This window comes from Brevibacillus sp. NSP2.1, assembly GCF_000470975.2.
Classification (GTDB): Bacteria; Bacillota; Bacilli; order Brevibacillales; family Brevibacillaceae; genus Brevibacillus; species Brevibacillus agri.
The window spans coordinates 2,758,671-2,771,268 of sequence record NZ_CP048274.1; the positions used below are offsets into that span (position 1 = coordinate 2,758,671).

Annotated in this window: 5 protein-coding genes and 1 pseudogene; all 6 read left to right on the plus strand. The window is 53.8% G+C overall.

Annotated features, from left to right (window positions below):
• Positions 1-15: 15 nt before the first annotated feature.
• Positions 16-300 (plus strand): acyl carrier protein, encoded by a 285-nt coding sequence (locus M655_RS13715; RefSeq protein ID WP_025848607.1) that lies wholly within the window; start codon positions 16-18, stop codon positions 298-300.
• 61 nt (positions 301-361) lie between these two features.
• On the plus strand, positions 362-1,339 hold the full coding sequence (locus M655_RS13720) for an LLM class flavin-dependent oxidoreductase (protein WP_007786655.1): 978 nt from the start codon (positions 362-364) through the stop codon (positions 1,337-1,339).
• Positions 1,340-1,589: 250 nt separating this feature from the next.
• A pseudogene (locus M655_RS13725) lies at positions 1,590-2,260 on the plus strand (RNA-guided endonuclease TnpB family protein).
• Positions 2,261-2,618: 358 nt separating this feature from the next.
• On the plus strand, positions 2,619-3,341 hold the full coding sequence (locus M655_RS13730; protein ID WP_152344092.1) for a thioesterase II family protein: 723 nt from the start codon (positions 2,619-2,621) through the stop codon (positions 3,339-3,341).
• A 99-nt stretch (positions 3,342-3,440) separates the two neighbouring features.
• The gene (locus tag M655_RS13735) at positions 3,441-11,846 is read left to right on the plus strand and encodes an SDR family NAD(P)-dependent oxidoreductase (protein ID WP_026557206.1); all 8,406 of its coding nucleotides are present in this window, start codon (positions 3,441-3,443) and stop codon (positions 11,844-11,846) included.
• Positions 11,847-11,939: 93 nt separating this feature from the next.
• On the plus strand, positions 11,940-12,596 hold the full coding sequence (locus tag M655_RS13740) for an HAD family hydrolase (protein WP_026557205.1): 657 nt from the start codon (positions 11,940-11,942) through the stop codon (positions 12,594-12,596).
• The last annotated feature ends 2 nt before the right edge of the window (positions 12,597-12,598 follow it).

Sequence of the window (12,598 nt, forward strand, 5' to 3'; positions counted from 1 at the left end):
ACGGAGGAGCGTTGGATGATAACCAAAAACGAAATTGAAGAAAAACTGGTGCACATCTACATGCAGCAGATGCAAGAGCTTCAAGTCGGCCCAGAACAAGTGCAGCCAAGCGGGATTGATTTTTCTTCCCAGCACATTCGCTTGCAGGACGTCGGGATTAACTCGCTCGGCTTCATTCGCCTGGTGGTTGCGATTGAAAATGAATTCGGGTTTCAGTTTGACGATGACATGCTCAATGTCGAACTTTTTGAAACGATCCAGCAACTAATCGCCTATATCGAGGGAAAAGTGAGCCAGTAAGACGAAAACCGCTCGGCTGTTTGCGAGCGCATAACCATTTTGGGGAAGGTGGAAAAGCTCCATGAAATTTTACGCAGATTTGCCCATGTGGCTGCATCACCGCGAAAAGAATCAGCTCCAGATCATCCATGAAGCCGCGCATTTGTTGGAAGCAAACGGCTTTACCGGGTCGTTGCTGTTTTATCAGCACACGACTCTCGATCCGTGGATTGTAGCGGCTGGCACCTTGCAGGCTACGAACGATCATTTGCCGATCATCGCCTTGCAGCCGAATACGGTCCCGCCGTTCACAGCAGCGAAAATGATCCATTCGCTGGTTCATTTGTACGGACGTAAAGTTGCGCTAAATATGATTCCTGGGCAGTCGATATCCGAGCTTCGGCAAGTCAATGATACCGTTCCGGGCGAAGAGCGCTTTGACCGACTGGTCGAATACATCGACATTTTACGAGCCTTGCTTCGCTCGAACGATCCGTTGACCTACAAAGGCAAATACTTCACTTACAACGACCTGCAAATTTTTGCCCAGGTCGATCAAGCGTTGCAGCCGCTCATTTTTATGCCGGGCGCCTCCACGCTGTTTCAAAAGGCTGCCCACCAGGCGGTCGACGTCGCCATCCAGTTGGCAAGCCCGGTCTCGCAGCTTGTCAAAAGCTTTGACATTCTCTACGACTCCCATGTGGAATTGTGCTGCCGACTCGGCATGATCGCGCGCCCGACTTCCGAGGAAGCGCTGGAGATTGCCAAAGAGGAAGTGCCGATGCGCTTCATGCAAATTGTGAAAAAGCAGGGGAGATTGGCCGGATATTATACGGAAGAAGAAGAGCGGCTTTATTTTCCGGTCGAGCAAGGCAAGGCGTTCCGGGGGCCGCTGCTGGTTGGCTCTTACGACGAGGTGGCAAGCTATTTCCGCGGATACAAGGAGCTGGGCATCAAGCATGTCATTTTTAGCTGCATACGCTCCGCGGAAGATTTGCACCATGTAAAACAGGTGCTGGATCGAGCTGGCGTGAGCGACACGGCCCAGCCTGTTCGTTAAAAACGCCATTTCCTCCTTGGATTGACAAGCAGGACGGGCATGGGGTAGTATATTTGTAATGGTTTCCAAATAAATGCATTTTTGTTAGTTTGAACTACAGACGATATACGGAGATTTTAGAAAGATAACTTTATCCAGAAACAAAGTTATCTTTCTAAAATATTTATGAATTAGCCGAGAATATCGTAAGTGAACACATGGAAGCGAAATACGACTATACATTCAAAATCAGAAAGTGAGGTGACATGCAGTGTTAGTAAATAAAGCGTACAAATTCCGCATCTATCCAACCAAGGAACAAGATGTGCTAATCGCTAAAACAATTGGTTGCAGTCGATTTGTATTTAACCACTTCTTGGCTAAGGGGAATGAAACGTACAAAGAAACGGGCAAAGGATTATCATACGGAGTATGTTCTTCTGAACTACCGAATCTAAAAAAAGATTGACGTGGCTCAAAGAAGTAGACAGCATCGCTATTCAGTCGTCAGTAAAGAATCTTGCTGATGCCTATTCTCGATTCGTCAAGAAGCAGAATGATGCTCCACGCTTCAAAAGTAAAAAGAACAATGTTCAATCCTATACAACGAAACACACAAACGAAAATATTGCGATTGAAGATTTGCAGGTATCTAACATGATTAAGAACCACAAACTTGCCAAAGCGATTAGTGAAGTGCCTTGGTATCAATTCAGAACGATGCTTGAGTATAAAGCAAAGTGGTATGGTCGTACTGTTGTTGCCGTAGGCAAAACATTCGCTTCCTCTCAGCTCTGTGCGTGTTGTGGATACCAAAACAAAGAAGTTAAAAACCTGAACTTGCGTAAATGGACTTGCCCTTCTTGCCATAGCGAATGGGATAGGGACATAAATGCAAGTTTGAATATTCTTAACGAAGGCAAAAGACTACTATCTGTATAATCGCAGGATCCGTAGGAACTACGGGGATAGCTTGGTGGTACATCATGCACCAATTCTGTTCAGTAGAACGGACTAACCAAGAATCTCGTGGCTTTTGGTCATGAGAGGTTCAATTGTGATAAAACGGGAAACTTGCCCTGCAGAGGAAAGCGAACGAGAGGGAAAATTTTTTGCTATTTTCTCGTCAAAACAACCTGACAGGTTTTATTGAAGCTTAGGCACATTAAAATCGCTCAGGGGTCATACGACATGGAGTAGACACGGTGTAGTGTATCCGGCTTCGATACACGAAATGGCGGAGCTATGCCCGAAAACAGGCTTAAAAAATTCGCTTGGTGTGAACAAAGGGGAAGACATAGTGGAAAACAATCGCAGCTCTACGGATTGCATGAAGTTATTTTGCTTGCCGTACGCAGGCGGATCGGCGACGGCTTTTAGCAAGTGGAAACGGGGGCTGGACCCGCGAATCGAGTTGGTGCCGGTAGAGTTGGCGGGGAGAGGGAGACGTTTTCGAGAGCCGTTCTATCCTTCCTTGCCGGACGGTGTCAAAGACATTTTCCCTTTCATTGTGGAGCAGGTCGGCGACGGCGAATATTCGTTGTTCGGACACAGCATGGGAACGCTGTACATTTGCGAGCTGATGAACCAAATCCGCAAGCATGGCTGGAAGCAGCCGCGGCATCTGTTTTTGTCCGGCATGTATCCCCCGCATATTCGCGACAAGAAAAAGATTCATCACTTGCCGGATGACGAGTTCATCGCGGAAATCATCCAGCTTGGCGGCACGCCCAAAGAAGTGGCGGAAAACCGGGAGCTTATGCAAATTTTCACGCCGATTTTGCGGGGCGACTACAAAAACGTCGAACAGTATTTGCTGCAAGCGGCCCCGGAGACGTGGGACATCCATGTTACGGTTTTGACGGGTGATGACGATGACCTCGTCACAGCGGATGATATTAGCCAATGGCAAAAGTACACGAGCCAATCCTGTACGATCGTGACTCTGCACGGTGGACACTTCTTTATCCATGACGAAGAAGAAAAGGTGATTGAGATTATCAATCGCACCCTAACTGCATAAGACGCGCGCATGCGAGCAGCTAACCCTTGCCAGTGACTGGTGAAGGGTTCGTTTTGTTTTGGCTGTAAACAAATTTGAAAAGGGAAATGGGAGCTTACCATGGGGCATAAATACGACGATCAGGCATATACAGGGCTGGAAATCGCTGTGATTGGCATGGATTGCAAATTTCCGAAAGCAAACAATGCCAGCCAATTTTGGGACAATCTCAAACATGGAGTCGAAGGGATCGCGTTTTTTTCCGCTGAGGAAATGCGGCAATCCGGAATAGATCCAGCGCTCTGCAACGACCCGCATTATGTAAAGGCAAAAGGGTACTTGGAAGGGATCGACTGCTTTGACTCGGCCTTCTTTGACTATACCCCCCGGGAAGCGACCGTGCTGGACCCGCAGATCAGGCTGTTTCACGAAGTCGTCATGAACGCTTTGGAGCATGCAGGCTACAATCCTGAGACGTACAAAGGGCAGATCGGCCTGTACGCCGGGAGCACGGAAAATGTCAACTGGCTGCTGAGACAAATGCTCGCCGACGAGAACCCCACTTTTAATCTCAGCTTTCGCGAGTACTTGTGCACGTCTGTCTCCTACAAGCTGAAGCTGAAGGGGCCAAGCGTCTCCGTGCTGAGCGCCTGCTCAACGTCGCTGGTTGCCGTGCATCTGGCCAGCCAGGCATTGTTGAACGGCGAGTGCAGTATCGCGGTTGCGGGCGGTGTGCACATTTCCCTCCCGGCGAAAAAAGGCTACTACTATTCCGACGACCTCATTTACTCGCCGGATGGTCATTGCCGCGCGTTTGACGCCGCTTCCGCCGGAACGCTCATCAGCGACGGCGCGGGAGTCGTCGTCTTGAAACCGTTGCAGGATGCGCTCCGGGACCGCGATCATATTTACGCGATCATCAAAGGATCGGCGATCAACAACGACGGCCATCGCAAGGCCGGCTTTTCCGCCCCGAGCATTCAAGGGCAAAAAGAAGTCATCGAGGCAGCGCTGCAAATGGCCGAAGTTGACGCAGAGTCGATCACCATGGTGGAAGCGCACGGGACAGGGACGAAGATTGGCGATTCCATCGAAGTCGAAGCGCTCAAGCGGGCTTTTCAAACGAACAAAAAGGCATACTGCGCCATCGGCTCGGTCAAGTCGAGCATTGGGCACTTGAATGAAGCGGCCGGGATTGCCGGCTTAATCAAAACGGTGCTTTCGCTGGCAAACAAACAAATTCCTCCGTCGCTTCATGTGCTGAAGCCGAATCCGAAAATCGAGTTTGAAACTACTCCTTTTTACATCAACCATTCCTTGCGCGACTGGCACCGAACAGCCACTCCGCGCCGAGCAGCCGTCAGCTCGTTTGGCATCGGCGGGACGAATGCGCACGTCATTTTGGAAGAAGCGCCGATACGCGAAAAGCGAGCTGCCGCAGAGCAAGCTCGCTTGTTTGTCTTTTCCGCCAAAACTACGACGGCCTTGCAGGAGCAAATCACCCGCTTCAAAAATCACCTGAAACAGCAGCCCGCAGTCGACCTGCACGACGCAGCCTATACGCTGCAAGCAGGGAGAATGGCTTTGTCCAACCGTTCCTATGTGGTTGCCCGGAACTATCAGGAGCTGCTGCCTCAATTGGACGCGAAAAAAGTACCGCTGCGGACGGTAGAAAAAGGCGAGTCGGCTGTCCTGTATTTCGTGCCGGAGATTACCGGGGAGGCCGAAATCGTTCAACTCGCGCTCGAGCTGTATGAACAGCATCAGCCATTTCGCGAGGAAGTGGCGCAATGTCTGGGCAAAATCGGGTCGCACGGCAAGCTCGACTTGCACCGGTTGTTCGCTCCGGGTGAAAAGGCGGCAGTAGAGCTACGAGCGATCCATTTCCTGTTTGCTTATGCCTTTGCAAAAGTCACGTTCGCCTGCCAGGAGCAGCCTTTCGGGATCGTTGGCTTCCGGAGCGGAAATTTCGTAGCGGCTGCGCTGGCCGAAGCAGTAGCGTTTGCGCATTGTTTTGCCGCTTTTCTGGACCATGAACTGACGGCGATTACCGAAAATCCGGTTTTCCAGCCGCGCATCCCGCTGTTTTCGGCGGAAAATGGCGACAAGCTGTTCCGCGAGCATTTGCAAGATCGCAGCTTTTGGCATGCCCTGCTGAACGCGCCGCGCTCGTTTGCGGCCGGACTTGCCGATCTTTGTCAAACGCCGAAGACAGTCGTCGCTTTCCTAGGAAATAAGCGAGCAGCGGAGGGAGACTACGCAGAGTGGCCTGTCCGCGAGTGGGTGTCGTTGGCTTGCGGCGAAGCTGCGGTTTGGCACTGGATCGGCGTGCTGTGGAGCCGGGGAGTGACCATCCATTGGGAAGCCTTGCACAAGCGCGAGGCGAAGGGGCGAATCCCGTTGCCGACGTATCCGTTTGAGCGGCAGCGCTACTTTTTGGACGATGACCCGGCAAAGCTCGGGAAAGCGTTTTTGCAACAAGTAAAGGAACAGACGCTGGCGCAAAAGGATGCCGCGGATTGGTCCTACAGACCGACGTGGAAGCGCGCAGCTTTTTCAGACTGGTCGGCAGAGTCTGCGCCCAAACAGCGGCGGTCTGCGATCATTTTCCATGATGTCGAGCTGGCCGAGGCGGTCGTGGAAGCGTGCAAGCGCCAGTTTGCGCAGCCCTTTTTTGTAGCGCGGGGCGGCGCTCCTGTCGCTTGCGCGGAAAACGGATGCGGGTTGGCGGACGACAGTCAGGCAAGCTACACGGACGTTTTGCAGACGTATTGGCAAAAAACGAAAACGGAACCGGACGCGATCCTGTACATGGCGCTATCCGAGGACGAGTTCGTCGAAGCAGATCAGGAGCAGGCAGCGCGCATGCTGGATGCGACTTACGACAGCCTCCTGCACCTCGTGCAAGCGCTGGACGAAGTGAACGGGGCGGCGGCGATTCGGCTCGCTGTCGTGGCGAATCGCCTGTTTGATGTGCTCGGCAGCGAACCGCTTAACCCGTGGAAAGCGACGCTGCTCGGGCTTGTGCGCGGCATTCCGCTGGAGTTTCCCGACAGGAACTGCCAGTTGATTGATATATCCTGCCAGGAGCAGCTCGTCGCCTCCGGTCTGGTCGACAAGCTGTTGCAAGAGATCGCAGGAGGGCAAGACGAGCTGTTCGCGCTGCGCGGAAAAGCGAAGTGGCTTCCGCTCTATGAGCCGGTATCGCTCCCAGCCCGTTCCGGTGCGGCGCTCAAAGACGGGGGCGTTTATTTGATTACCGGGGGAACGGGCGGCATCGGACTGGAGTTGGCTGACTACATCGCCAGTCACTGCCAGGCGAGCCTGATTCTGTTGGGGCGCTCGTTTTTCCCTGCCAAAGAGGAGTGGGACAACTGGCTGCGGGAGCACGGCAAGCAAGATGCGATCGCGGCCAAAATCCGGCAAATGCGGCAGCTTGAACAAAAAGGCGCGCAGGTGTACGTCTGTCAGGCGGATGTTTCCGACTTCCCTGCTCTGGCCGCGACGTTGCAGCGTGTCCAACAGGAAGCAGGGGCGATTCACGGTGTGATTCACGCCGCCGGGCTTCCGGGCAGCGGCTTGATCCAGCAGGCCAAAAAGGAGACGCCGCACCAGGTCATTCTCGCCAAAGCAGCAGGCTGCCTGAACTTGAATCGGATTTTGCGCGCAAACGACCTGGACTTTTTTGTGCTCTGCTCGTCCATCAGCACGCTCTCCCCGATGATCGGGCAGTCTGATTACAACGCAGCCAATGCTTTTATGGATGCATATGCCGAGTATCGCAACCGGGATGGCAACGAGGCCATCATCAATCTGAAGTGGGATATCTGGAAAAACGTAGGGATGGCCGTCAAGTCGGGAATCGCGCCATCGCCGAAGCAGGCGCTGGCGCATCCGCTCTTTGACTACAGCTTTCAGGCAGGCGGCAAAGAGCTGTTCGTTGCCAGACTGAGCCAGCAGCGTCACTGGGTTTTGCAAGATCACCGCACAGAGGAGCATGGCGTATTGTCGGGAACGGCATTGATCGAAATGGTTCGGGAAGCGGCCGACCACAGCTTGCTGAAAAATCCTTGCGCCCTGCAAGACGTGCAGTTCCACACGCCGATAACGGTGCGCGCGGACGAGGAAAAAGAAGTGGTGCTACTCTTCTCTCCGAACAGCAACGAAAGCTGTTTGTTTGCGGTGTACAGCCGGATTCATCCGGCAGAAGATACGTGGCTGCCGCATGTTACCGGGACAGTCGGGACGATTGGAACGATTGAGCGTCCGCCTGGCAGCGTCCATCTGGAAGCGCTAAAAGCGCGGTGCGCAGACAGAAATGTGCTATTTAGCGATTCGGATCACAAAAAGCACGCAGGCTATTTGATCTTCGGAAAAAGATGGCGCAACATCCGCCAGGTGATGGCAGGAAAAGACGAAGGATTAGCCGTGATTGAGCTACCGGAGCAATATGAAAGTGATCTGGACGACTATCACTTGCACCCGGGGATGCTCGATTCGGCTACGAGCTTTTTGCTCGGCTTTCTCGGCAAAAAAGAGATGTTCATTCCGCTGTCCTACGAATCGCTCGCCGTCTACGGCAAAATGCCGCGGCGCATTTACAGCTATTGCAAATATTTGGACAGCGAATTTCCGCAAGACGGCTTGGCGAGCTTCGATATCCAGATTATGGACGAAGCGGGAACAGTGCTCGTTGACATTCGCAACTACACGATGATCGCCATATCCGCTTCGGTTGCCGAGCGGATTAGTGACGGAAACAAGCCGAGCATTACGCTCGCTCTCGACGAATGGATGAACGCTGGTGCGGCTGGCGACGATTTTGGCCAGATCGGCATCTTGCCGGAAGAGGGACGCGACATATTCGGCAAAGCATTGGCGGCTGGCGCTGCTACCTACCTCATTTCTACGACGGATATCGAAAGCCGCGTGCAAAAAAGGCGCGACAGCAAGCAGGACATCTGGGGAAGTAGCAGCGCTCAGCAATCCGTGCGCACAAAGATTCAAGGAAAAAGGCCGCCATTGTCCGCAGCGTACGTCCCGCCCGCAACCGACTTGCAAAAAGCGCTGTGCGCCATTTACGAAAATCATTTGGGCATCGCTCCGATTGGCATAGCGGACGACTTTTTCGAACTGGGCGGAGATTCGCTCAAGGCGATCCACGTCAGCACGAGCATCCGCAAGCAGTGCCAGGCGAATATTACGCTGACAGACTTTTTCCAGGAGAAAACGATTGAGAAGCTTGCCGCCTTCATCGCAAACAGCCGCCAGGCCGGGCAGCATTCGATCGCGCCAGTGGCGGCCAAGCCTCATTACAGGACTTTGCTTGCGCAGCAACGGGTCTTTTTCTTGCAAGGTCTTGTGCCGGATACGGTAGGGTACAACGAGTCGACCGCAGTTTTGCTGGAAGGGCCGATAGAAGCCGAGCGAGTGGAAGACATATTTGCCAAAATCATCGAGCGGCACGAAAGCTTGCGCACCTCGTTTCAGGTGGTGGACGGCGAGATCGTCCAGGTTGTGCACCCGCACGTTGACTTCCGGGTCATTTGCCTCATGTCCGATGAGCAGTCCGTCGAGCGCGACCTTGCGCAGTTTGTCCAGCCGTTCGATCTGGCGCAGGCGCCGCTGTTCCGCGTGGGGCTAATCCGGCTCGGGGAGCACAAAAGCGTGTTGGCGCTCGACATCCATCACATCATTTCCGATGGAACGTCGATTAATTTGTTGATAAAAGACTTTGGCGAACTGTACAGCGGCAAGTCGCTTCCGCCATTGGCTATCCAGTACAAAGATTACGCCGAGTGGCAGCACGCGTTTGCGCAGTCGGACGCTTACCGGGAACAGGAAGCGTACTGGCTGAAGCAACTGGAAGGCGTGTTGCCTGTGCTGCAACTGCCGACGGATTTTCCCCGTCCGGCTTCGCTCAGCTTCCACGGCGACCGGATCATCGTCGAGCTTGACCAGCAACTGAGCGATGGCATCAAGCGGTTTTCCCAGGAAGAGCACGTCACCTGGTTTATGACGATGCTCGCTGCGTACTACGCATGGCTGGCAAGACTCAGCGGCCAAGCGGACATCCTGGTAGGCATTCCGCAGGCAGGCCGAAACCACGAGGACGTAAAAGAGATCGTCGGCATGTTCGTCAATCCGCTAGTCCTGCGCAATCGGCCAAAGAGGGAGAAAAGCTTTCGCGTCTTGCTCCGCGAAGTCAAGGCGAGCTTGCTTGCCGCTTTGGAAAATCAGGATTTGCAAATGGAACTGATTGTGGATCAGCTCGATGTGAAGCGCGACCCGAGCCGTACCTTTTTGTACGATACGATCTTCAATTACCAGAGCATGAAAAACCAGACGGAAAGCGATGCCGCGCACGACGGGGAGATGAAGCTGTCAGCGTATCCGATCGAGGTAAAAACGACGAAAGCCGATCTGAATATCCATTTATTCGAGACGGCGACAGGAATTTGTCTGGAATGCTTTTACCGCACAGACTTGTTCCGGCAGGAGACGGTCGAGTACTTGTTTGCCGAGTACCGCAAACTGCTTGCGAGCATCACGCAAAATCCGGACTTGTCGATCGGCGAGCTGCCTGTCTTGCGGCAACGCGAAGTGCTGGGAAGAGAAAATGCGGTCGCGCCGGCTTGCGCGTACGAGCCGTTTTCCTTCCGCGAGCCTGCTGCAAACCTCGTAGCGCGGTTTGAAGCGCAGGTTGCCCAGTATCCCGACCAGATCGCCGTCAAGCACGGCGCCGATGCCCTGGCGTACAGTCAGCTCAATGCCCGGGCGAATCAGGTTGCCCGGAAAATCGCAGAGCGCAACTCGCAACGAAAGGGGCAGGCACCTGTTGCGCTGCTCTTTGGCAACACGCTGGAAATGACCGTCGCCTTGATCGGCGCGCTGAAGGCAGGGGTCCCGTTCGTGCCGCTGGATCGAAGCGCTCCGGCAGAACGGCTGGCTTACATGCTCGGCGATACGCAGTCCGGCATCCTCCTGACCGATTCGCCAAACCTCGCCCTGGCACAAGAGGTCGCGGACAAGGCCATGCTCGACATCGCCACGATCAACCTGTCGGAAGAAACGAGCGATGCTGCAGAAGACAATCTGGGGCTGCGCGTCGAGGGAGAGGCGATCGCCTTTATTCTCTATACGTCCGGCTCGACCGGAAAACCAAAAGGCGTGCTGCAAAGCTATCAAAACGTCTACTACTATCTCGCGCAGCTCACCAAGGAATTGCGGCTCCATTCGCACGATCGTATCGCCTTGCTGACATCGTACAGCCACGCAATCGGCATTCTCGATATTTTGGGAAGCCTGCTGAACGGAGCAACCTTGCACCTGTACGATTTCAAGCTGGACGGAAGCATGCCGCGATTCGCGCAATGGCTGAATCAGGAGCAGATTACGCTGTTCCATTCTGTCCCTTCCGTGTTCCGCTTTTTCATGAAAAATCTGGACGACGCAGTCCAGCTTCCTCATATTCGCATGGTTTTGCTGGGGGGAGAGGTCGTGTCCGGGACGGATTTCGAGCTGTACAAACAAAAATGCGCGGATGACTGCCTGTTTGTCAATTTCCTCGGCTGCTCGGAGTTGATGGTCATTTCCTTTTTCATCATGAACAAAAACACGGCCGTCCCGCATGCCAAAGCGCCAGCCGGATATGTCGTGGACGGCATAGAACTGCGGATTGTCGGCGAAAGCGGCCGGGAAGTGAGCGTCTTCGAATCCGGCCAGCTCTATTACCGGAGCGACTATTTGTCTCCGGGTTACTGGAACCGGCCAGAAGAGACGGCGAAAGCGTTTGTCCTCGATCCGCAGCAAGGGGCGGGTAGGCTGTACAGAAGCGGAGACTACGGCCGGCTGTTGCCGAATGGCTGCCTCGAATACAACGGCCGAAACGATTCCCAACTGAAAATCAGAGGCTACCGCGTCGACCTGAACGAAATCGAGACGGTGATTGACGGGCTCGACTGCATGTTGAAAAGCGTGGTCAAAGCGGTCTGCGACGAGAACGGCGAGCCAGTGATCGTCGCCTACTATGTGCTGAAGCAAAGCGAATCTGAGAAAGCGATTATCGACTATGTGAAGCAGCTTTTGCCGAGCTACCTCGTTCCGTCCTTTTGGCTGGAAATGAAATCGTTTCCGATGGTCGGCCCGAACAAAATCGACCGCAATGCTTTGCCAGCCGTTGAAGCCGGCAAGCCAAAGCGCGCGCGCATCACTCTGCCGCAAAATCGCATGGAGGAGCTGCTCGCAAGCATCTGGCAAGAAATATTGGGCAAAGAGCCTGTCGGCGTAGACGACGGGTTTTTTGAGCTGGGCGGTCACTCGCTCATGCTGATGCAGGTGCAAAACCGTTTGGAGAAGGAGTTGCAGACAACGCTCGAGATGGCCGACTTGTTCAAATACCCGACGATACGCTCGTTGGCCTTGTTTTTACAGGACAAACAGGCGAGCAAAACCGATTACTTGCAGCAAAGCACAGAGCGGGGCGAGCTGAGAAAAAGCCTGCGCCAGCAACGCGGCAAACGGTAAACAAGCCATCGGGGAGACGGTTGTCCAAAGTGCCCGCGCGCGTGCGGATGACGTCTCCTGCCTTGGACAATGACGTGGTAAAAGGAGAAGCGTATGCAAAAAAGTGTCGTGTTTGACTTCGATGGAGTGATTATTGATTCGCTAGAGGTGCAGCGCAAAGCGTTCTATGACAGCTTTCAGCTCGTTTCCGAAGGTCCGCTTCCTTCCTTTGCGGAGTTTCTTGGACACAGCGGAGATTCGATTCCGAATATTTTCGCCAAAATGGACTTGCCAGAGAGCATGGTGGAGCATTATCGGCGAATCGCCAGCTCCAACATCCACCTGATCGAGATTGTGGCGGGGATGGAGGACGTATTGCGGTTCATTCAAGAGGAAGGCTGGAAGTGCGGGTTGTGTACGGGAAAGGACCGCAAGCGCACGATCCATATTTTGAACGAATTTCGGCTGATCGACTATTTTGACGCAGTCGTCTGTTCCGATGACGTCACCCATCCCAAGCCGCACCCGGAAAGTCTGCTTGTGGCCATCGAGCAACTGCACTCCGGCATCCATCACGCTGTCTTCGTCGGCGACGGGAAAAATGATCTCATCTGTGCCAGAGAGGCGCAAGTCAAAAGCATCGCCGTCGCCTGGGGCCATAATTCGGTAGAGGTGCTCCAGCAAGAAGCGCCTACCTTTTTTGCGTATAGCGTCGACGAACTGAGGCAGGCCCTGCAAACGCTTTTTCAACACCCGCGCGTGTCATTATAAAA

Bases quoted from the DNA above. Each gene is read 5' to 3' on its own strand.
- M655_RS13715 (WP_025848607.1), top strand. From the start codon at position 16: ATGATAACCAAAAACGAAATTGAAGAAAAACTGGTGCACATCTACATG.
- M655_RS13720 (WP_007786655.1), top strand. From the start codon at position 362: ATGAAATTTTACGCAGATTTGCCCATGTGGCTGCATCACCGCGAAAAG.
- M655_RS13735 (WP_026557206.1), top strand. From the start codon at position 3,441: ATGGGGCATAAATACGACGATCAGGCATATACAGGGCTGGAAATCGCT.
- M655_RS13740 (WP_026557205.1), top strand. From the start codon at position 11,940: ATGCAAAAAAGTGTCGTGTTTGACTTCGATGGAGTGATTATTGATTCG.